General features: G+C 61.3%; 19 protein-coding genes. 14 read left to right on the forward strand and 5 right to left on the reverse strand.

The annotated features are described in order from the left end of the window. Nucleotides 1-45: 45 nt before the first annotated feature. Genes DXD48_RS05780 through DXD48_RS05790 form a run of 3 tightly spaced genes read right to left on the reverse strand, consistent with a single transcriptional unit; the run spans nt 46 to nt 4268 of the window. Nucleotides 46-1965, reverse strand: a complete 1920-nt coding sequence (locus DXD48_RS05780) for an ABC transporter ATP-binding protein (RefSeq protein ID WP_117564358.1) — start codon at nt 1963-1965, stop codon at nt 46-48. Further along, nucleotides 1958-3772: an ABC transporter ATP-binding protein gene (locus DXD48_RS05785; RefSeq protein ID WP_117564359.1), complete on the reverse strand. Its 1815-nt coding sequence runs from the start codon at nt 3770-3772 to the stop codon at nt 1958-1960. The genes DXD48_RS05780 and DXD48_RS05785 overlap by 8 nt, the downstream gene beginning before the upstream one ends. Continuing rightward, nucleotides 3765-4268 carry a MarR family winged helix-turn-helix transcriptional regulator gene (locus tag DXD48_RS05790; RefSeq protein WP_117564360.1) on the reverse strand — a complete coding sequence of 168 codons (504 nt, stop codon included), beginning with the start codon at nt 4266-4268 and terminating at the stop codon, nt 3765-3767. The genes DXD48_RS05785 and DXD48_RS05790 overlap by 8 nt, the downstream gene beginning before the upstream one ends. A gap of 310 nt (nt 4269-4578) precedes the next feature. On the opposite strand from DXD48_RS05790, the gene DXD48_RS05795 reads away from it, so the two are divergent. The 3 genes from DXD48_RS05795 (at nt 4579) to DXD48_RS05805 (ending at nt 7328) form a co-directional block, all read left to right on the forward strand. Beyond that, nucleotides 4579-5403, forward strand: a complete 825-nt coding sequence (locus DXD48_RS05795; protein ID WP_117564361.1) for a PfkB family carbohydrate kinase — start codon at nt 4579-4581, stop codon at nt 5401-5403. Beyond that, nucleotides 5396-5725: a TIGR04076 family protein gene (locus DXD48_RS05800; protein ID WP_192934641.1), complete on the forward strand. Its 330-nt coding sequence runs from the start codon at nt 5396-5398 to the stop codon at nt 5723-5725. The genes DXD48_RS05795 and DXD48_RS05800 overlap by 8 nt, the downstream gene beginning before the upstream one ends. 223 nt (nt 5726-5948) lie before the next feature. Beyond that, nucleotides 5949-7328, forward strand: coding sequence for an ATP-binding protein (locus DXD48_RS05805; protein ID WP_199407906.1), 1380 nt, complete (start codon nt 5949-5951; stop codon nt 7326-7328). Between the two features lie 141 nt (nt 7329-7469). On the opposite strand, the gene DXD48_RS05810 is transcribed toward DXD48_RS05805, so the two are convergent. After that, nucleotides 7470-7916: a low molecular weight protein-tyrosine-phosphatase gene (locus DXD48_RS05810; protein ID WP_199407907.1), complete on the reverse strand. Its 447-nt coding sequence runs from the start codon at nt 7914-7916 to the stop codon at nt 7470-7472. Nucleotides 7917-7967: 51 nt separating this feature from the next. Beyond that, nucleotides 7968-9212, reverse strand: coding sequence for an MFS transporter (locus DXD48_RS05815; RefSeq protein WP_233514968.1), 1245 nt, complete (start codon nt 9210-9212; stop codon nt 7968-7970). 152 nt (nt 9213-9364) lie between these two features. On the opposite strand from DXD48_RS05815, the gene idi reads away from it, so the two are divergent. From idi to DXD48_RS05870, 11 genes are all read left to right on the forward strand, one after another. Further along, the gene (idi, locus tag DXD48_RS05820; protein ID WP_158548939.1) at nt 9365-10312 is read left to right on the forward strand and encodes an isopentenyl-diphosphate Delta-isomerase; all 948 of its coding nucleotides are present in this window, start codon (nt 9365-9367) and stop codon (nt 10310-10312) included. 245 nt (nt 10313-10557) lie between these two features. After that, nucleotides 10558-12015: an SLC13 family permease gene (locus DXD48_RS05825; protein ID WP_199407908.1), complete on the forward strand. Its 1458-nt coding sequence runs from the start codon at nt 10558-10560 to the stop codon at nt 12013-12015. A gap of 141 nt (nt 12016-12156) precedes the next feature. Further along, nucleotides 12157-13644, forward strand: coding sequence for a UbiD family decarboxylase (locus DXD48_RS05830; protein WP_117564365.1), 1488 nt, complete (start codon nt 12157-12159; stop codon nt 13642-13644). 33 nt (nt 13645-13677) lie between these two features. Further along, nucleotides 13678-14256: a UbiX family flavin prenyltransferase gene (locus DXD48_RS05835; RefSeq protein ID WP_117564366.1), complete on the forward strand. Its 579-nt coding sequence runs from the start codon at nt 13678-13680 to the stop codon at nt 14254-14256. A 91-nt stretch (nt 14257-14347) separates the two neighbouring features. Then, complete coding sequence (locus tag DXD48_RS05840; RefSeq protein WP_117564367.1) at nt 14348-15211, forward strand: MerR family transcriptional regulator; 864 nt, start codon at nt 14348-14350, stop codon at nt 15209-15211. 201 nt (nt 15212-15412) lie between these two features. Beyond that, a complete protein-coding gene (locus DXD48_RS05845; RefSeq protein ID WP_117564368.1) occupies nt 15413-16282 on the forward strand; it encodes a hypothetical protein in 870 nt (289 codons plus the stop codon). A 79-nt stretch (nt 16283-16361) separates the two neighbouring features. Then, the gene (locus tag DXD48_RS05850; protein WP_117564369.1) at nt 16362-17255 is read left to right on the forward strand and encodes an aldose 1-epimerase family protein; all 894 of its coding nucleotides are present in this window, start codon (nt 16362-16364) and stop codon (nt 17253-17255) included. 324 nt (nt 17256-17579) lie between these two features. Next, entirely contained in the window at nt 17580-18506 is a 927-nt protein-coding gene (locus DXD48_RS05855) for a transporter substrate-binding domain-containing protein (RefSeq protein ID WP_117564370.1), read from the forward strand. Nucleotides 18507-18515: 9 nt separating this feature from the next. Next, entirely contained in the window at nt 18516-19664 is a 1149-nt protein-coding gene (locus tag DXD48_RS05860) for an amino acid ABC transporter permease (RefSeq protein ID WP_117564371.1), read from the forward strand. Nucleotides 19665-19686: 22 nt separating this feature from the next. Further along, a complete protein-coding gene (locus DXD48_RS05865) occupies nt 19687-20472 on the forward strand; it encodes an amino acid ABC transporter ATP-binding protein (protein WP_117564372.1) in 786 nt (261 codons plus the stop codon). A gap of 72 nt (nt 20473-20544) precedes the next feature. Further along, complete coding sequence (locus tag DXD48_RS05870; RefSeq protein ID WP_117564373.1) at nt 20545-21972, forward strand: M20/M25/M40 family metallo-hydrolase; 1428 nt, start codon at nt 20545-20547, stop codon at nt 21970-21972. The last annotated feature ends 447 nt before the right edge of the window (nt 21973-22419 follow it).

Consider the following 22419-nt stretch of genomic DNA (forward strand, 5'->3'; position numbering starts at 1 on the left):
GGAATTACCCCGACGCCCCGGGGCACCCTCCGTCAGTAACCGTTCCTACTCCAGCTCAAACGCACCCGTGTACAGCTGGTAGTAGTACCCGCGCTTGGCGATCAGCTCGTCGTGGTTGCCGCGCTCGATGATACGGCCGTGGTCCAGACAGATGATCGCGTCGGAGTTGCGCACGGTGGACAGGCGGTGTGCGATGACAAACGTCGTGCGGCCCTCCATGAGCTTATCCATGCCCGCCTGCACGATGGCCTCGGTGCGGGTGTCGATGGAGCTCGTGGCCTCGTCTAGAATCATCGCCGGCGGATCGGCGACGGCGGCGCGGGCGATCGAGATCAGCTGGCGCTGGCCCTGCGACAGCTGTGCGCCGTTGCCGGTGAGCATCGTGTCGTAGCCGTCGGGCAGGCGGGTGATAAAGTCGTCTGCGCCCGCGAGCTTGGCCGCCGCGATGCACTCCTCGTCGGTCGCATCCAGGTTGCCGTAGCGGATGTTGTCCATCACGGTGCCGGTGAACAGGTTCACGTCCTGCAGCACGACGCCCAGCGAGCGGCGCAGATCGGCCTTGCGGATCTTATTGACGTTGATGCCGTCGTAGCGAATCTTGCCGTCGGCGATGTCATAGAAGCGGTTGATGAGGTTGGTGATGGTCGTCTTACCGGCACCGGTGGCGCCGACAAACGCGACCTTCTGACCCGGCTCGGCAAACACGGACACGCCGTGCAGGACCTCGTGGTCGGGGGTGTAGCCAAAGTCGACGTTGTCCATGACCAAGTCGCCGCGCAGCGGGACGTACTCGATCTCGCCGGTTGCGCGGTGCGGATGTTTCCACGCCCACATGCCGGTGTGGTGGTCAGCCTCCTCGAGCTGCCAGGTGTCGGGGTTGACCTGCGCGTTGACGAGTGTCACGTAGCCTTCGTCGGCCTCGGGCTCCTCATCGATGAGCTCAAAGATGCGGTCGGCGCCGGCGAGGCCCATGACCACGGCGTTGATCTGTTGCGAGATCTGGCCGATCTGTCCGCAGAACTGCTTGGTCATGTTGAGGAACGGCACCACGACGGCGATGGACAGCGCCATGCCCGAGATACTCAGGTTGGGAACGCCCAACGCCAGGAAAATGCCGCCGGCAAGGGCCACCAGCACGTAGAGCAGGTTGCCCAGGTTCATGAGGATGGGCATGAGGATGTTGGCGTACATGTTGGCCTTCTGCGAGACCTCGAAGAGCTTTTCGTTGCGCTCGTCAAAATCGGCCTCGGCGGCAGACTCGTGGCAGAACGCCTTGACGACCTTCTGACCGTTCATGACTTCCTCGATATGGCCCTCGACCACGCCGAGCTCGGTCTGCTGCGCAATGAAGAAGCGCGCGGAGTTGGAGCCGAGCAGCTTGGTCATAAAGGTCATAAAGGCGACGCCGGCGATGATGACCAGGCACATCCACACGCTGTAGTACAGCATGATAAAGAACACCGTGACGATGATGATGATCGTCATGAGCAGGTTGGGCAGCGACTGGCTGATCATCTGACGCAGCGTGTCGATGTCGTTGGTGTAGTGGCTCATGATATCGCCGCGCTGGTGCGTGTCGAAGTAGCGGATCGGCAGGTCCTGCATACGGTTGAACATCATCTCGCGCAGCTTCTCCAGCGAGCCCTGCGTGACGATAGCCATGGCGCGGTTCCAGAAGAGCGAGGACAGGACACCGACGCCGTAGATGCAGGCGAGGGTGGTCACGAGCTGCAGAATCTTGGGCTGTGCGGCTTCCCAATCGCCCGACTGCCACGATTCGCTAATAATCTGCAGGGCGCTCTGCAGGAAGGTCGCGCCGATGGAGTTGATGATGGCGCAGAGCACCACGCCGGCGACGACAAGGGGCAAAAGCACGGGATAGAAGCCAAAGAGCGTCTTGATGAGGCGCGACATGGTGCCGCCCTTACGGTTGAGCGCGCGCTCGGCGGTCGTTGCCTTACTCATGTGCCTCGCCTCCTTCCTGGGTCTGAGCTTGCGTTGCGGATGCCTCGGTGTCGGCCTCGACGGCCCCTTCGCCCTCGGCAGACATCTTGTTTTGCGAGGTAAAGGTCTCGCGGTAGATCTCGCTCGTCTTGAGTAGCTCGTCATGGTTGCCGATCTGCGCGATATGGCCGCCCTCCATGACGATGATGCGGTCTGCGTCCTGCACGGAGCTGATGCGCTGGGCGATGATGAGCTTGGTCGTGTTGGGCAGATAGCTTGCCAGCCCTGCGCGGATCTTGGCGTCGGTCTTGGTGTCGACGGCGCTGGTGGAGTCGTCCAGGATCAAGATCTTGGGGCGACGCAGCAGGGCGCGTGCAATGCACAGGCGCTGCTTCTGACCGCCCGAAACATTAGAGCCGCCCTGTTCGATCCAGGTGTCATAGCCCTTGGGGAAGCCGTCGACAAACTCATCGGCGCAGGCCAGATGTGCCGCCTCGCGGACTTCCTCGTCGGTGGCGTTCGGGTCGCCCCAGCGCAGATTCTCGGCGATGGTGCCGCTAAACAGCACGTTTTTCTGCAGCACCATGGCGACCTGGTGGCGCAGTGCGTCCAGGTCGTAGTCGCGCACGTCCACGCCGCCCACGCGCACAGCGCCTTCGGTGGTGTCGTACAGGCGGGCGATGAGGTTGACGAGCGTGGACTTGGCCGAACCGGTGCCGCCGATGATGCCGATGGTCTCGCCGCTCGTAATGTGCAGGTCGATATCGTCGAGCGCCTGGCGCTTCGCATGCTTGGAATACTTAAAGCTCACGTGGTCAAAGTCGATGGAACCGTCGGCAACCTCGAGCACGGGCTCGGCGGGATCGGCGATCGTGGGCTCGGCGGCCAGCACCTCGGCAATGCGGTGTGCCGATTCGTCGGCCATGGTCACCATGACAAAGATCATCGACAGCTGCATCAGGCTCATGAGAATCTGGAAACCATAGGTAAAGGTCGAGGAGAGCTGGCCCACGTCGAACAGCGTGCCCTGGCTCGTGATGATGAGCTTGGAGCCCAGGTAGATGATGACGACAAACGCGCCGTTGACGCAGATGTTCATCATGGGGTTGTTAAAGGCGAGCAGCTTCTCGGCGCGGGTGAAGTCCATCTGGACGTCGCGCGCGGCGGTCGCGAACTTCTCCTTCTCAAAGTCTTCGCGCACATAGCTCTTGACCACGCGCATGCCGGTGACGTTTTCCTCGACGGACTCGTTAAGGGCATCGTACTTGTGGAACACGCGCGAGAAGATGGGGCGCACCTTAAAGATGATAAAGAACAGTCCAAAGCCCAGCAGCGGAATGATGACCAGGTAGACCATGGCGACGCTGCCGCCCATGATAAACGCCATGGTAAAGGCGAAGATCAATACCAGCGGCGCGCGCACGGCGATACGGATGATCATCATAAAGGCCTGCTGCACGTTGTTGATATCGGTGGTCAGGCGCGTGACGAGCGAGGAGCTCGAGAACTCATCGATGTTGGCAAAGCTGAACGTCTGGATCTTGTAGAACAGGTCGTGACGCAGGTTCTTGGCGAACCCGCAGCTCGCATGGCTGCAGGTGACGCCGGCAGCGGCACCAAAAGCAAGCGACGTCAGCGCGATGAGCACCAAAAAGCCTGCGGTGGGAAGCATCTCGGCTACGGTGGCGCCGTCTTTGATGGCGTCGATCAGGTTGGCAGTGATAAATGGAATCAGCATCTCGCAGAGCACCTCGCCAAGCACAAGCAACGGCGTAGCAACGGTGACTTTCATATAGTCGCGGATGCTGCCCATGAGGGTTTTAATCATCCAGTTCCTCCCAGGTTACGCGGATTTTATCGAGCATTTCGGCGAGGTCCTCGCGCTCGTCGTGGGTGAGCGCGCTAAAGGCCCGTTCTCTAAAGCGGATGCGGGCTGCCTGGTCGATGCGGGCGTTTTCCCGGCCGGTTTCGGTCAGGCGAATGGTGAGTTGCCGTCGATCCTTGGGGTTACGGCTGCGCTCGATGAGGCCGTTGAGCTCGAGCTTGGACAGGATCTCGGAAAGCGATCCCGGCTTGAGGTCAAAGTGCATGCCGAGCTCCTGCTGCGACATCTCGCCGCCGGGTTGCTTGGCCAGCAGGCAGATGATGGGCGCCTTGCCGGACACGCCTCCGCCATGAAAATGCATGTAATGGCCGCAAAAGCCCAGATTATTGAGGATGCGCTTGGCAAGCTTGTCTTCGGCGCTGACCGCTTCGGGTACATCCGCAGGCTGTGACGGGTCGCCGCCGGGTTCGTGCGGATAGACGAGTGGTTCAACACACATGTCGCTGCATTGCTCCTTTCTTTAGTTAGGTAGAGGGATTGTTTTGTACCTAAGTGATTCTAGAGGTACCTAACTGATTGTCAAGGTACCGAATTGATTTTGATTGGTGCAAGGGTGGCAGGCTACTTTGCACCATGTGCAAAGCCTTCTAAGGCCAAGTTTCTGCAATAAGAAGCATCAGAAAAATTCTAAGAACAAAATAGCGCCCAAACTTGGTCTTACATCCGAAGGCAAGACCTGGATTGCACTGCGCTACACTTGGTTGCACTGTGGTGCCGTCGCGCCATGCCCGACCCAAGGGGGGACACTCATGAAGAACACTCAGCTGCTGCTGATTAACGATATGTGCGGCTACGGCAAGGTCGCGCTTTCTGCCATGCTGCCGGTGCTGTCGCACATGGGCTACCGTATCCATAACCTGCCGACAGCGCTCGTTTCCGACACGCTCAACTACCCCAAGTTCTACATCCACGACACCACCGAGTACGTGCGTCAAAGCCTCGCTATCTGGGAGGAGCTCGGCTTTGAGTTTGACGCCATCTCGACCGGCTTTATCGTGACCGAGGAAGAGACGCGTATCATCTCGGACTTTTGCCACCGCCGTGCGCAAAAGGGCACCAAGGTGTTCGTCGACCCCATCATGGGCGACAACGGCAAGCTCTATGCCGGTGTGCCCGAGTCCACGATTGGCCTTATGCGGCACCTGCTGGAGTGCGCAGACTACGCGGTGCCCAACTACACCGAGGCCTGTCTGCTCACCGATACGCCTATTGCAGAACAGATCACGCCCGATGAGGCCCGCGCCCTTGTGGACGCCGTGCGCGAGCTGGGTGCCAAGTCGGTGGTCATTACGAGCGCCGTGGTCAATGGCACGAACGCGGTTATCGGTTACGACCATGTGGCGGGGGAGTACTTCACGATCCCCTTCGAGCTGATCCCGGTGTACTTCCCGGGTACGGGCGATACGTTCTCGGCCGTGCTTATGGGTCGCGTGATGAGCGGTTGGACGCTTCAGCGCGCCACGGCCGATGCCATGCGCGTGGTGGCCGAGCTTATCGAGCGCAATGCTGCGCAGGAGGATAAGTCTGCCGGCCTGCCCATCGAGGCCTGCCTGGATGTGATTGACCATGAGTAATGCTGGCGAGGGCGGCGTCAAGCCTGCGGGCGAGAACAAGCCGCTCGGCGCGCCGCGTGGCAAGCGTCCGCGTATCCGCGTGAGCTGCGTGGACCAGCTGGGTGCGTGTCGCTGCCACCATGGTCACAAGCCGGGCGACGTCTTTGACTTCGACCGAGACCGCGGCAAGATGTGCGCCATGGCCTGCCATGTGGGCTTTCCCTATATTGATATCCTGCGCTATGGCGGAACCGTGCCTGGCAACGAGCCTGGTACGGCAAAGTTCTGCTGTCCCGAGGTCGACACCCTCAACGTCTGGCTTGCCGAGATCGTCGACGAGTAGCCGAGCGAGGATTTTCTCCCACTTTGGGCGCAATTTCGCGCTCAAAATGGGAGAAAATCCTCGCTCGATTTGCAGCGACGGGAATCCTGATCCCGCTCATGCGCTCTCGTCTATATTCTGTATGCGAGTAAGGTCAAATTTCTGCATTTCATCCGATTTCAGTACTAAAAATTTCTGCATTTCATTGATAATAGTCGATATAAATTTCTGCATTTCATTTATCGTGGCGAAGGGAGAGCTTATGTTGCGCAGGAAAATCGCAGACGAGCTTAATCGTTGGCAGAGATCCATCGAACGAAAGGCGCTGTTCGTCACGGGTTCTCGCCAAATCGGCAAGAGCTACTCGATTCGCGAATTCGGTAAGTCAAACTACGCAGCCTATATCGAGCTCAATCTCGCGGAAAACCGCCAGGCAAGGGACGCTCTGCTCGAGGCGCGAGATGCCGATGATTTCATTAGCAGGGTGACGCTTCTTTCGGGAAAGCCGATTGCTCCGGGCGAGACCCTCGTGTTTATCGATGAGGTGCAGGAGGCACCGGACATCATGACGATGGCCAAGTTCCTTGTCGAGGACGGTCGTTGCCGCTGGGCGTTCTCGGGATCCATGCTCGGGACCCAATTCAAAGGCGTCAGGTCCTATCCCGTGGGGTATGTCCATGAACTCAAGATGTTTCCGCTGGATTTTGAGGAGTTCAGCTGGGCGATCGGGGTGAGCGAAGAGGCGCGGCGCTCGATTTGCGATGCGTGCCGCAACGAGACACCGGTTCCTGGTTATATTCACGACGCAATGATGGCAAACTTCAGGACCTATATCGTCGTCGGCGGTATGCCGGAAGTCGTGCAGCGATTCCTCGACACGCAGGGTGATTTTGCATCCGTCCGCCAGCTCCAGTCCGAGCTGAACGGGCAATACCGTCGGGATATCTCAAAATACGCGAACGGGCGCGCACTTCAGGTGCAGAGCATCTTCGACCAACTGCCCGTCATGCTGGAGGGCGAGAACAAGCGTTTCGTGCTCAACTCCATAGATCCCAAGGCGCATTACGAGAAATACCAGCGAGATTTTGTCTGGCTTGTCGATGCCGGCGTCGCTCTCAAGACCGACATCGTGACCGAGCCCAAGTCCCCACTGCTTAAGACAGCGCGACCGTCCCAGTTCAAGCTGTACCAGTCCGATATCGGGATGCTGATGGCCCGTTATCCTATCGGGGTCGCCCAGGCGGCGTACCTCGACAGCAAGGAGCCCAACCTCGGCGGCGTGTACGAAAACGCAGTGGCTCAGCAGCTGGCTGCCCAGGGAAGGGGGCTGTATTACTACCAGACCAAGAAACGGGGCGAGGTCGATTTCGTGATCGACGGCCCGGATGGAACGGCCGTGCCCATCGAGGTTAAATCGGGGACGTATTACCATGCGCACGCCGCGTTGGGCCATGTGCTTGAAACGGCCGAGTATGGCGTAAAGCGCGGGATTGTTTTCTCGAGAGGCAACGTTGAGCGCGACGGCGCCGTTCTCTATCTGCCTCTGTATGCGACTTGGACCCTTTCGGATGTTTTGGGCGACTTCCGTGCCGAGGGGATAAAGCTGGAGGTCAAACCTGTCTAGGGTCAGTTCCGAATGCGACAAAGGGACAGTCCCTCCCGCCGAGCGTGGATTTTCTCCCGTTTTAAGCGCGCTTGAACGCTCAAAGTGGGAGATGATCCACGCTGGGTGTATACCGATGGCGCGGCCCGTGCACTCGCGAACCTACAGCTGCTCGAGCATGGCGGTGCAGCCGGCGAGCACATCGCGGTAGGTGGCATCGAAATTGCCGGTGTACCAAGGGTCGGCCACGTCGCCGGGGCGATTGGTCCAATCGAGCAGGCGAGAGATCTTGCCCTCGGGGTCCTTGCTAAAGATGCGCTGCAAGCCGCGGGTGTTCTCGTTATCCATATAGACCATGTGGTCCCAGTCGCCATACTCCGCGCGGCGCACCTGACGAGCGCGATGCGCGACGACGGGAATCCCGACCTCGCGCAGCTTGGCAACGGTGCCATGATGCGGCGGGTTGCCGATCTCCTCGGTCGACGTCGCGGCGGAGTCGATGGCAAACTCACCCTCGCGTCCGGCGCGGCGCACCAACTCGGTAAACACCGATTCAGCCATCGTCGAGCGGCAGATATTTCCATGACAGATAAACAGTACACGTTGCATATGCGGTTTCCTTTCGATCGCCATCATCGAGCTCGAGTATCGCATCTACGCCTATGCCCTCGCCCGCCTGCGCTCCCAGCGAGCCAACTTGATCGTCACCAGCGTGAGCATCCAGGCCACAAGCGAGAACGCGGCGCCCACTGCGCCCACGTACGCAATGCCAATGCTGCTTACCACGGCGCCGCCCACTGCGGTGCCAAACGAGATACCGACGTTAAACGCCATGGGCTCAACCGAACTTGCGAGTACCATCGACTTGGGATGGCGGCTGCGTGCCACGTCCATAAAGTGCGTGATGCATGAGACCGAGAACAGGTACATGAGCATCGCCAGGCTAAAGACAAAGACCAGCGCGAGCGGCATAGTGCCGCCCACAGCAAACAACCCGAGTAACGCCACAGCCTGCAGCACAAACGTCACAAGCAGCGCCTTCATGCCAAAGCGCGCATCGATCCATCCGCCCAGGATGTTCGAGATCAGGCAGAACACGCCGTAGGCCATGAGCGTGGTGCTTGCCTGAACGGTACCCATGCCCAGCACCTGCTCAAGATAAGGCGTCACGTAGCCGTAGAACACATAGACCGAGCCTACGCCAAACAAGAAGATGAGCATGCCGGTGATGATGCTCGGTTCGCGTAGAAGCCCCGCCTGCTCGCGAAAGGTAGCGGGCTCATCGGTCTGTCCGGCGCGCGGCATAAACACCACGAGCGCGGCGCAGATCAGAACGGCAAAGGCCAGCGTGCCGTACATGGCAACGTGCCAGTCGAGCGTGTCGGCCACAAACTTGCCGATCGAAGTGACAAAGACCATTGCCACGGAAAACGCACCATATACCACCGAGATGGCAAGCGAAGTTTGCTGCGGGGACAGCAGCTCGGGGATGTACGTCACGCCCACGGCGAGCAGTGCGCCCGAGACGGATCCCAGGACAATGCGCGAGATAAACAGTACCTGGAAGTTGGGCGCCAACGCCATGACCAGATTGCCGAGCACAAAGATAATGCTGTAGCACACGAGCAGCTGGTAACGACGGAAGCGCCCCGTGCTGAGCGCAAGCACCGGCGTCGCGATGGCGTAGACCAGTGCAAAAACGCTGATGAGCTGGCCCGCAGTGGCAAGCGATATGCCGAGTTCCGTCGCCAAGTCACTTTCGATGCCGATGACCACGAACTCGGAGCAGCCGAGCGAGAATCCCAGCAGCACGAGCAGCGCCAGGCAGAGCCTGGTGCGCGCGGGGGAGAGCGCGGCGGCGGTTGACTTACTTTTAGGCGTGGTTGCGGCGGTCAAGGTTGTCACTCCAATGTCGCATGAATAAGCGGGATTCAATCCCTGCAACTCTAACAGAATGTGTCAGGTGCCTGCCCCCTTTGTCGCAGGCTGCGCTTGCCTGTATAGTCGCAATACAGGCGAAGATGGTCTCAGGTACATCGCGGGCGACAGGAGATCCCATGGGTATGCACACGACAAAGGTTGCAGTGGGCGAGGGCAAGTTTGCGCTCGAGGCCCAGCTGACGGTGACGCCGCGAGGCATGGCGGTGTACGCTTGCTCGCCGGAGTTCGCGCACCTGGGCGCTACGGCGCAGGCCATTCCGCGCCCCGAGCCCGGCCGTACGGCGACGGTGAGCATCCTGGCCGTTCCGTGCCATCGAGACGAGATCCCGGCGCACGATATCGCGGCGGCGCTGGCCACGCGCTTTGGCGTGCCGGCAGTTGCAAGCACGGGTTTTCATGTTGAACAGGCGAGCGGGGACGACCTGAAGCGCGTGCTCGACACCACCAAGGAGCTCGTCACCGCGCTCGAGGAGGCCGCAGCCCGCATTCTGCGCGCCGGCTGGGATGAGGGCGGCGCAGGCGCCGAGGTCGTGGCGGTCGATGCCGCGACCGGCGAGGCGCTTGGCCCCGTCGATCGCATCGAGGCCCATACCGGCGAGGGCATTCTGCATCAGGCATTTCTGACGCTTCTGGTCGAGGGCCAGGGCGAAGACGCGCGCCTGCTGCTCTGTCGCCGCAGTCCGCTCAAACGACTGTGGGGCGGGGTGCTGGCCGATAGCTGTGCCGGCCATCCGCTCCCCGGGGAGGACGTTGTCGCCGCGACGGCGCGCCGCATCAACGAAGAGCTTGGCATCACGCGCGAGCCCGATCAGCTCAAGCACCTCGGACACGTGGTGTACCGCGAGGACCACGGCGACGGCCGCTGCGAGTGCGAATGGTGCGAGGTCTACCTTGCCCATGTTGAGCCGGGCGAGCTGCATATCAACCAAGAGGAGATCTCGGAAGTGCGCCGCGTGGCCCCGTCCGAGCTTAAAGGCTACCTGCAGGGTCACCCCGAGCAGCTGGCCCCCTGGCTCCGCGAGGCCCTCAGCGACCCATCCATCCGTACGGATCTCGCTATGTGAAACAAAAGACAGTCCCTTTGCCACATCCAAACCGTCACAACATTCGATGAAAATCTCGAAATCGAGGAAAAGCGTCGAATGTTGTGACGGTTTTTGCCCAGAGGATCGCTTCTCATCCAAAAAAATCCGCTTGACTGTATTGCAACAACACAGCGCAACGTAAGGGGTGTCCGATAACGGGCGCCCCTTTTTAAGTGGCAACGTGGCTGCGAATCCGGAGCGCCCCCAACAAGAAAGGTGGGGAGATGGAAGCGGAAAAGAAGGCATTTAAGATCACCAAGCGCGAAATTGGCTTTGTGCTGGGTATCGTTGTCTTTTTGCTAGTGAAGTTTCTTCCTTTGGCGGAGCTGAGCTCGACGGTCGAGCTTACGGTCGGCGGTCAGACCTGTCTGGCACTGACGCTCGCCACGGTGGTGTTCTGGGCATGTGGCGTGGCACAGCCGGGCTTTGTGGGCCTGCTCTACTGCGCGCTGCTCGTTCTGTTTAAGGTGTGCGTGGACGACACGGGTGCCGCGAGCATCTCGGCGACGGTCGCCTCCACGTTTAGCTCGTGGACCAAAGCCACCATGTGGCTCGTCATTGGTGCCTACCTCATCGCCAGTGCAGTCAAGGAGTCGGGCCTGGGCGAGCGCATCGCCTATGCGTTCATGCTCAAGTTCGTGCGCGACGCCAAGTCGCTCATCATCTCGATCTTCGCGCTCACCTTCGTGCTGTCGCTGCTGATCCCGCATCCGTTCCCCCGCGCCTTCCTCATCCTCGCCGTCGTCTCGGTCATCGCCGAGTCCGCCGGCTACGGTGACGACGACCGCGGCAAGCTCGGCTTCCTCGTGTTTGCCGCTGCCGCCCCGGGCTCCATGTTCTTCCTGACGGGCGACTCCACGCTCAATCCGCTCGTTGCGCAGTACAGCGCCGAGGCCGGCGGCATGAGCCCGTCGTTTGTCGACTGGTTCCTGTACATGAGCGTGCCCATGCTGGTCGCGCTGCTGTGCACCCTGTTCCTGGGTCTCTTCCTCTTTAAGCCCAGCAAGGAGCTCGTCTACGATCGCGAGCAGATCGTGGCCAAGCAGGCTGCGCTCGGCAAGCTCTCCGTCAAGGAGATCCGCACCATCGTGTGGCTTATCATCGCCATCGCGCTGTGGCTCACCGTCTCGGGCGATTACATCGGCTGGGGCACCCTGGCCATCGGCGTCTGCCTCGCCATGCCCGTCATCGGCGAGGTCCTCACCCCCGCCAGCTGGAATGCTGTCGACATCAAGTCCCTCATGTTCCTGACGGCCGCCATGGCCGTGGGCTCCGTGGGCGGTGCCACCGGTATGAACGCCTGGATCGCCGACGTCGTGCTTCCCAGCTCCGTGCCCGAGAACATCTTCCTGTTCGCCCTGCTTGTCGCTGCGCTCTCCATGATCATCCACATGTTCATGGGCTCGGTCATGGCCGTACTCGGCGTGTGCGTGCCGGCGTTCATCAGCTTCGCGGCCGGCTCCAGCGTGAGCCCGCTCGCCGTGGCACTCATCGTCTTCACGTCCATCAACATCCACTACATCCTGCCGTTCCATAACCTGCCGATCCTTATCGGCGAGGGCAAGGACGCCGGCGGCTACACCTCCAAAGAAGCCATGCGCATGGGCATTCCCCTCACCGCGGTCGTCTTTATCGTCGTGCTGGTCGAGGCCGCCTGGTTCCACCTCTTTGGCCTGATGTAAGCAGTCGAGTGCTTGGCTGTAATTAGCCGAGTGCTTGAACTGCGAGTGCCCGAGCGCCCCATCTATGAGCGCTGCGGCCCCATTACGTTACCAAGCCGGCGGCACTCCCGCCGCCGGACACTCTCCCGAAAGGAGCACGCTATGTCCACTACCGATGCTTCCCAGATCCACGACCTGCGCTCCGCGCTCGACTTTTTGCGTGAGATGCCGGGCCAGCTGCTCGAGACCGACACCCAGGTCGACCCGGACGCCGAGGTCTCGGGCGTCTATCGCCACGTCGGTGCCGGCGGCACCGTTATGCGTCCGACCAAAGAGGGTCCTGCGATGGTCTTCAACAACGTCAAGGGTTTTGACGATGCCAAGGTCTGCATCGGAATGCTTGCCAGCCGCAAGCGCGTTGCCGCCCTGCTCGACCTGGACGAGGAGCACCTGGGTCTCGAGATCGGCAAGCGCTTCGAGAGCCTGATCGCGCCCAAGCAGATCGCCGAGGGCGCGCACATCGACTGCCAGGAGGTTGTGTACAAGGCGACCGACGAGGGCTTTGACCTGCGCAAGATCGTTCCCGCTCCCACCAACACGCCCGTCGACGGCGGTCCCTACATCACCATGGGCCTCGCCTACGGCACGAGCCCCGACGGCTCCCAGTCCGACGTGACCATCCACCGCTTCTCCTGTGTCGACAAGGACAAGCTCGCCATGTGGATCACTCCGGGCAGCCGTCACCTGGGCGCGTTCTTTGACGAGTACTGCCAGCGCGGCGAGGATATGCCCATCTCCATCTCCATCGGCCTGGACCCCGCCGTGTACATGTGCTGCGGCTTCGAGGCTCCCACCACGCCGCTCGGCTTCAACGAGCTGCAGATCGCCGGCGCCCTGCGCGGCCATGCCGTCGAGCTTGCCGACTGCGTCACCGTTCCGCAGAAGTGCATCGCCAATGCCGAGTACGTGCTCGAGGGCTATCTCATGCACGACGAGGTCATCAACGAGGATGTCAACGGTCATGGCTACGCCATGCCCGAGTTCCCCGGCTACACCGGTGGTGCCAAGGTCTGCCCGGTGATCAAGATCACCGCCGTCACCACGCGCACCAACCCCATCATGGAGAGCTGCATTGGCCCTTCGCACGAGCACGTGTCCATGGCCGGCATCCCCACCGAGGCTTCCATCTACAAGATGGTCGAGACCGCTATCCCGGGCCGCCTGCTCAACGTCCACGCTGCTCCCTGCGGCGGCGGCAAGTTCGTTGCCATCATGCAGTTCAAGAAGTCGAGCAAAAATGACGAGGGCCGTCAGCGCAACGCCGCCATGCTCGCCTTCTCGGCATTCTCCGAGCTCAAGCATGTGATCCTGGTCGACGAGGATGTCGACATCTTCGACATGAGCGACGTGATGTGGGCCATGACCACGCGCTTCCAGGCCGACGTGGACCTCATCACCATCCCCGGCTGCCACTGCCACGTGCTCGACCCGTCCAACGACCCGGCGTTTGACCCGAGCATCCGCGAGCACGGTATCGCCTGCAAGGCCATCTTCGACTGCACGGTCCCGTTCAACCTCAAGAAGAACTTCATCCGCTCGCAGTTCATGGAGATCGATACAGATAAGTGGGCAGCAGAGCTCGCTTTCTAGTACGTAGCCCTACCAAGTAGTCAAGGAGTTGTCATGCCTGAGTCTTCTGGCCGTCCCCGTCGCATTGTCGTTGGCGTATCTGGTGCCAGCGGCGCTGCGCTGGGCCTCGAGTGTCTCAAATGCCTGCGCCAGGCCGGCGCCGAATCGGCGCTTGTCGTCACGCGCGGGGGAGAGATCACCATCGAGCAGGAGCTCGGCATGACGTTCGACGAGTTTGCCACGCATGCCGATGTGGTCTACGACAACAAGAACATCGGCGCCGCCATTGCAAGCGGCACCTATCCGGTCGATGGCATGATCGTGGCGCCCTGCTCCATGAAGACGCTTGCCGGCATCGCGAGTGGTTACAGCGAAAACCTGTTGCTGCGTGCGGCCGACGTGCAGATGAAAGAGCAACGCCGCCTGGTACTCATGGTGCGCGAGACGCCCTTCAGTGCGATCCATGTCGATAACATGGCGCGCTTGGCGCGCATACCGGGCGTCATGCTCATGCCGCCCATGCTCACGTTTTACAACGGCCCCGCCACGCTCGACGATGCGGTGCATCACATCGCCGCCAAGACGCTCGAGGCCGTCGGCGTGTCATGTGCAAACTATAAGCGCTGGTCATAGGCGCATTTAGGGTAGGATACGAGGAGTGTTTGAGCCCGCTGCCCCTGTGGGCGGCGGGTTTTTCGCGTCAAAGGATGCGTCGGGAGGACCTATGCAGACGGGTATGTATGCGATTAGCGAGATGGCGAGCTTGTTTAACGTTTCGCGCCAAACGCTCATCTACTACGACAAGATCGGCCTGTTTAAGCCCGCCGTGGTTAACGAAAAAGGCTACCGTTTCTATTCGCCCACGCAGATCCCGCTCATGCGTCTGATCTGCATGCTGCGCGACCTAGGGCTCGAGCTCGACGAGATTGACCGCCTGACCTCGACGTTCGACATTGGCGAGATGACCGATCACCTGCGCTCGCGGGTGCAGGCGCTCGATGAGCAGATCGCTGAGCTCAAAGCCGAGCGCGCGAGCGTACAGGAGCGTCTAAGCTTTTACGACGAGGCGGTTTACTGGCGCGAGCGCGAGGGCAAGCCGGAGCTCAAGCAATTCGAGCGTCGCTACGTGGTCTTTGAGGAGTTTCCGGGTGATATCGAGCGCGGCCGCTCGATGCTTCACCCTACGCTCATGCGGGCAATCCTGCGCATGCGTACGTTGACGGGCACGCGCCCCATGCGCGGTTGGGGCGCCATGCTGCGTCGCGAGGCGCTGCATTCCGACGACCCCATCGCCGGCGCCGGCTCCTTTGCCGTGCTGCCGCGCGGTGCCGAGGAACTGCTGCCGAGCGATCCCGCCGAGCTGGCAGAGATCGGCATCGAAGTGCTGCCCGAGGGCACATATCTGTGCATGAGCCGCTGGGGCATGCCGTACGAGCCCGAGGGCATCCGCGCCGTCGTGGCCTGCATGGACAAGCACGCGCTCCAGCCCGTTGGCAACGCCTTCGACTTTTGCTACCTCGATACTACGAGCTACGACGAGTCCCACCAAGAGGACTTTTGCTGCATCCAAATCCCCGTCGCCCTCTAGATGTGACAAGGGGACTGCTCCTTCGTCACATTCGTGGTGTGGCTGCTGCCCAAACCGTCACAACATTCGATGAAAATCTCGAAAACGAGGAAAAGCGTCGAATGTTGTGACGCTTTTCCTGTCTGTGCCGGCGAGCTCCCGTGTCATCTGGGGGTATAAGGCTAGCAAGTGTTTATTTGCGAGGCCAAGGGGGCGCCCCGTATGGATATCGATAACTTTGAATGGTGGTATAGCGAGGGCGAGGCTCCGGACGAGGAGTGGGACGAGCCCGCGCCGCGTGACGTGTCGAGCGACGAGGACGAGACCGGCAGCGATGCTGCTGTCGAGCCTGACGCCGCCTCCGATGCCGCCGAGCCCCTGACCTTCGAGCAAGCCTGGGCCCAGGCCGAGGCCGACGAGGCAAAGGCCGATGCCACGGCCACGCTGGATGAGCCAGCCGACATGTCCATCTCGCCGGCCAAGACCCCGCAGCCGCGCCACACCATCGACCCCGGCAGCACGGCATCCTTCAGCATTCTCGACGTGCCCTCGCAGGGTGCCCAAGCACCCGCGCCCACACGTCGCCCCGACCTGGCTCGCGAGGAGGACGCGGGCCGTCGCTCTCCGCTCGGCCCCATCCTCATCGCCTTCATGGCCGGCGTTATCGCATGCTCGGTAATTGGAAACGTCTGGAGCCATGTTGAACAACAACGAAAAGACGCCGCCAAGGTCGAGATGTCCGTCGAACAATCGCTCAGCCGCACGCGCTCGGTGCATGTATCGGTCGAGGTCAAGGACGGCGCGACGTGGGACACCGCGCGCGGCGACAGCCAGATGCTCGTCCATATCGTGGGTCGCACGCTCAAGGGGCAAGCGATCGACGAGTACCAATACGTCAATTCCGAAGGTGACGGCATCGAGCTCAAGCCCGGCGACTACGAGCTCACGGTCGATGAGCCGCCCGTCGCCACCGACGGCACGCGTTACCGTGCCTCAAAGCGCATGGTTCCGGTGAGTTTTAATTCACAGGCGCCCGATACGGTCGACAGCACGCCGCAGGGCGGGTTCGACCTTTACGCAATCGCTCAATAACTGCGCCTGCCGCTTCTCCTTGCCGCCAAGAGTGGGACAATAGCCCTCGACACTGTTGTTTACTTTTGGAGGAAGTAGCATGTCCACCGTCACCACCATCAAGCGCGGCGGCCTCACCGCGGCCATCGATTCCATGGGTGCCCAGCTCACGAGCCTTGCCCTCAACGGCAACGAGTATCTGTGGCAGGGCGACCCGGCCTTTTGGGGCAAGCACGCGCCCATTCTGTTCCCCATCGTGGGCTCACTGCGCAACAACACGGCGACTTCTGCGGCTGGCACCTGCGAGATGCCGCGCCACGGCCTCGCGCGCATCGCCGAGCATAAGCTGGTCGAGGTCTCCGAGGACGGCTCATCCGTCACCTACGAGATCACCGACACGCCCGAGTCGCTCAAGGCCTTCCCGTTCCACTTTAAGCTCAACATGACCTATGCCCTGACCGGCGACGCCACCCTCATGCAGACCTTTGCCGTCACCAACACCGGCGACGTGGACCTGCCGTTCTCGGTGGGCGGCCATCCCGCATTTAACGTGCCCGCCCCCGGTGCCGAGGACGAGGCGTTCGAGGATTACGAGCTGGCGTTTACCGAGGCTTGGACTAACGAGGCCCCCGTCATCACGCCCGATGGCCTTATGACGTTTGAGGGTAGCTACAAGGCTCCCGATAACTCGGACGTGCTGCCCATCACGCACCGCAGCTTCGATAACGATGCCATCATGTTCACCGATACTCCGGGCTCCACGCTCACACTGCGCGGCCGCAAGTCGGGCCACGGCGTCAAGATCGACTTTGAGGGCTTTAAGTACATCGGCGTGTGGTCTGCCGCCAACGACGCTCCGTTTGTGGCGCTCGAGCCCTGGACCGGCCACACCACCATGGACACCGAGGACGACGTCTTTGAGCACAAGGTCAACACCATCACCTTGGCTCCCGGCGCCACCGACAAGCGCTCCTTTAGCGTTACCCTGCTCTAGAGGTTCCGCCGTTCTAACGAACGACGGACCGGTCGACGCTGCGCGCCACCCAGAGCGACAATTTGCCATTCAAAAGGCACGGTATGACCAGACGGTCTATGCCTTGCCTTTTTCATGCCAACTTGTTCGCTCTGTGTGGCGCTCGCTGGCATTGTCAAAACATCGGCGTCGCCGCTTCCGTCAAGGGTTTGGTGCATGGGGGACAGGTTACTTTGTGCCAATCGTCCTCGTGTGTCTATTAATTTTTCGCGCACATGCCGCGCTGCTGGTTGTTGACGTATATCCTGTCTTATTGTCAGCAAAACGACATAGGGAAGGCATCAGATGCAACCTCGACTACAGCGCGACGCGCAGGCCCAGCCGGTGTGCAGTCGTCGCATCTTTTTGGGTAGCGCTCTCGCTGCGAGCGCTTCTGTCGTCGCCGGCGCACTTGCCGGCTGCCAGCGTCCCTCCACGCTGGAAGTAGTTCAGTCCACGACGGGCGGCGGTCGCGACGACCTGTCCGATTCTGTGATCGGCAAGGATAAGATCCGCATTGGCATGGAGGCGGCCTACGCCCCGTACAACTGGCAGGTTTCCGAGGCCAGCGAGTTCACGATCCCCATCGATAACGTGCAGGGAGCCTACGCCGATGGCTACGACGTGCAGATCGCCAAGATCGTCTGCAAGGCTCTCGGCGGCGAGCCCGTTGCCGTCAAGCAGAGCTTCTCGGGCCTTATCGACTCGCTCAACAACGGCCAGATTGACCTCATCATCGCCGGCATGAGCGCCACGCCCGAGCGCGAGGAGTCCGTCGGCTTTTCCGACCCGTACTTCATTGGCTACTTTGGCCTGTTCGTAAAAGAGGGCTCGCCCTACCAAAACGCCACCAAGCTCAGCGACTTCAGCGGTGCCACGGTGCTCGGCCAAAAGGACACCATGCTCGATACCGTCATCGACGAGATTCCGGGCGTTGTGCACAAGAACCCGGTCGATTCGGTCCCCACGGTGTTCTCGAATCTGCTGCAGGGCACGTGCGACGCCGTGACCTACAACACTGAGAACGAAAAGGGCTATATGGCCCAAAATCCCGGTATCGTCCCCATCCACTTTGCCGAGGGCGAGGGCTTTAAGCAGGAGGTCACGGCGAATGTCGGTTGCCGCAAGGGATCGGACAAACTGCTTAAGCTCATCGACAAGACACTCAAGGGCATCAGCCAGGAGGAGCGCGACCAGATGTGGGACGCGTGCCTCGACCGTCAGCCGGCATAGGGAGGCAGCATGAAAGGCATCAATCGTCTGGCCTCCTTTATCAAGGCCGACCACCGTTATGTGTACCTGGGCACGAGCGTTATCGCGGCGCTCGGCTTGGCATTTAGCCAGCGCAACCCCACGCCGCTGAGCTTTTTGGCGCCCACCGGCATCTTCCAGGATTGCCTTTGGGCGATTCTTTGGGCCTGGATCGTCGTGTCGGCGGCAGCGCTCGTCACCAAGGTTATGCACTGGAGCGACTATCGCGAAACGTCGCCGTTCGCATCTGAGCGCTTCCGTCGTAGCGCGCGCCTGGGCAGCTATGTCGTGGTTGCCATCGCGGCGATCTTCTTTATCGACCGCTGCGTCATGTCGTTTATCGACCTGGTGCAGGTGAGCATTGTCTCGGACTCCAATCCCAGCGACTTTCTGTCGAGCTTGGTCTACATGACCTACAAGAGCAGCGACTTCTTTATCCGCGGCATCGAGATCACCATCGCGCTTGCCACCTTCGGCACCGTCATCGCCTTCTTCTTGGCGCTGCTCTTTGTATTCTTGCGCACCCAGACCTTCGATCGCGTCGACAACGACCTGGTGCGTTTCTTTAAGAGTATTGGCCGAGGCTTTGCGACCGTCTATTCCACCGTCGTGCGCGGCACGCCCATGATGGTCCAGGGCTTGCTCATCTATTACGCGGGCTTCACCGTTTTGCGCGGCATGGGCTTCGAGACCGCCCAGGCCAACCAGATCTGGAGTACCTTTACCGCGGGCCTCGTCACCATCTCGCTCAACTCTACTGCCTACATGATGGAGGTCCTGCGCGGTGGCATCGAGTCCATCGACCCCGGCCAGGCCGAGGCAGCGCGCTCGCTGGGTCTGCCGCAGTGGCAGGCCATGCGCAAAGTCGTGTTTCCCCAGGGCATTAAAAACGCGATCCCGGCGCTCACCAACGAGCTCATCATCAACATCAAGGACTCGTCGGTGCTCTCGGTCATCGGCGTGTTCGACCTCATGTACGCCACCACCACCGTCGCCGGCGTGTACTACCGCCAGATGGAGGTCTACTGCGTGGCGCTCGTGGTCTACCTGATCCTGACGTTCGTGGCAGGCCGCCTGCTCGAGGCCTTTGGCAAAAAGCTCGGCGCCGAGGCTCCTGCCACGCTGCCCAGCTCTAACTAGGCTTAAGACGAGGAGAATCATCATGGCAGATACCGCCACTACCGGCACCGCGGCCGCCGCACAAACTAAAGAGTCACTCATCCGCGTCGAGGGCCTGCGCAAGAGCTTCGGCTCGCTCGAGGTGCTCAAGGGTATCGACTTGTCCGTCAATCCCGGCGAGGTCGTCACCATCATCGGTGCTTCGGGTTCGGGCAAATCGACCTTTCTGCGCTGCCTCAACCTGCTCGAGACCCCGGACGCGGGCCACATCTGGTTCCACGGCCAGGACCTTACGGCCGAGCGCTGCAATATCAATAAACTCCGCGAGGACATCGGCATGGTGTTCCAGGGCTTTAACCTGTTCAACAACATGGATGTGCTCGACAACTGCACGCTCGCGCCCGTCACGCTCAAAAAGATGAGCAAGGCCGAGGCCGAGAAGGTCGCGATGGAGCATCTGGCGAGTGTGGGACTCGAAAAGTTCGCGCACGCCGCCGTGGGTCGCCTGTCCGGTGGCCAAAAGCAGCGCGTGGCCATCGCTCGTGCCCTGTGCATGAATCCGCAGATCATGCTGTTTGACGAGCCGACCTCAGCGCTCGACCCCGAGATCGTGGGCGAGGTGCTCGAGGTCATGCGCAAGCTCGCGGCCGACGGCATGACCATGGTCGTCGTCACGCACGAGATGGCCTTTGCCCGCACGGTGTCCGACCGCGTGGTCTTTATGGACAAGGGCGTGGTGCTCGAGGATGCCGCGCCGGCCGAGCTCTTCGGCAACCCCAAACACCAGCGCACTCGTGAGTTCCTCTCTCGCTATCTCGAGGACAAATAACCGACCGCAAACGCTTACGTTGCAGGGCCGCTCCCGTGGGGCGGCCTTTGTCGTCACAATCGAAAGGATGTCATGGCCGAGGTTTGGCGCTTCTTTGCGCATGAGGACGATTTTGCCGATATAGACGAGGCCGGCGCGTGCGAGCGCTTGGGCCGCGTGCTGTCGTTTCCGACCATTTCGAGCATGGATGCCGAGGCGGTGGATTGGCAGCCCTTCGGCGACCTGCGCGCGTATATGCAGCAGGCCTGGCCGCACGTATTTGCGGCGGGCGAGGTCGAGCTTGTCGGCCGTTCGCTGTTGGTGACGCTTGGCGGTTCCGACTCCGCCCTCAAACCCGTCATGCTCATGGGCCACATGGACGTGGTCCCCGTGGTGCCGGGTACCGAGGCCGACTGGACGCACGCCCCCTTTAGCGGACAGGTGGACGACACCTACATTTGGGGTCGCGGTGCTATCGACATGAAGGATCAGGTCGCAGGCATTCTCGAGGCGGTTGAGTATGCGTTGGCGCACGGCTGGGAGCACAAGCGTTCGCTGTTGCTCGCCTTTGGCCAGGACGAGGAAACCACGCAGTACGGCGCTGGAGCTATCGGCCGCGTGCTCGAGGAGCGCGGTGTTGAACTTGAATATCTGATCGACGAGGGTGACTACCGTATTGTTTCGGCTGCCGAGTACAACGCGGGCGAGGGTTGGCTCATGCACGCCGACCTGGCTGAGAAGGGTTATGCCGACATTGTGCTCAAGACAAAGAGCGCGGGTGGGCATTCTTCCAACCCCTACGGCGGCACGTCGCTCGAGGTGTTGAGCCGTGCCATCACCGCAATCTGCGATATCGAGTGGCCGACGCGCGTCACGGACCTGCTTGCCGCACAGCTCGTCGAGCTGGAGCTCTACACGGCCGACGAGATTGCTTCCAACAAGGACGCCATCGTGCGCGAGTGCCTCGCCAGCAAGAAGCTCTATCCGCTCGTGACCACCACCTGTGCACCGACCCAAATCGAGGGCGGTAGCACCGGTGCTAACGTGATGCCGCAGGATATGTGGGCCAATATCAATTTCCGCATGCTCGAGGGCACGAGTGTGGCCGATGTCGTGGCCTGCTGCCGCGTCGCCGTTGCCGAGGCGGGGCTCGCCGACCGTGTCGAGATCGAGCTCGGTCCTGGCAGCTCCGAACCCTCGCCGTCTCCGCGCATCGGCGGACCGGGACTCGAGACCGTCCGCGCCATCGCCGCCCGCTATTTCCGTGATCCAGAGGGGACGGAGGAAAACGGATCATCAGCGGCGGGCGGAGCTCCTATCGGTATCGTTCCCTCGACCGTGATTGGCGCGACCGATGCTGCCAACTACCAGCGCATTTGCCCCGAGTGCATTCGCTTCTCGGCCTTTGTGGTAGACGATGACGAGTGCGAGCGCGGTGTCCACGGCACCAACGAGCGCATCACCCGCCGCGCCTACCTCCAGGGCGTACGCTTTTTCATCGCTCTGCTTCAAACGCTCTAGAATGTGACAAAGCGACAGTCCCTTTGTTAGCCGTTGGACGTTCTTAAACGACTAGTCGTTAATGAACGTCCATTACAGTCGAAATTGTCAGCCCGGGCCCGTCTCGGGCTACGATTGAGGCGCGCCCAGAACGGGCCGCCGACCGGGCGCCCGCGCACGGCCGAACGTCCCTGCCCCCGAGAGGGCCTGTTGGGTGCTGCCGGCGCGGGACGCGCCGCCCCCGACGGCTGATAGGAAAGTGCCGGGCAGAGGCCGCGGCTGGTAATGTGAGTGCCGAGGGGGAGGCCATCCGGTCGAACGACTACCGGAAGGATACCACCGTGAAAGCGCCATCGACCAGGCCGGGGGCCGTGCTCGGCCTGGACGTCGGCAAGTCCTCCCACTGGGCCTGCCTTATCGACCGCGGCGGGGAGGTGCTGGCCAGCGCCCCCGTCCGCAACCGGGAGG

The organism is Collinsella sp. TM05-37 (genome assembly GCF_003436455.1).
Lineage (GTDB): Bacteria > Actinomycetota > Coriobacteriia > Coriobacteriales > Coriobacteriaceae > Collinsella.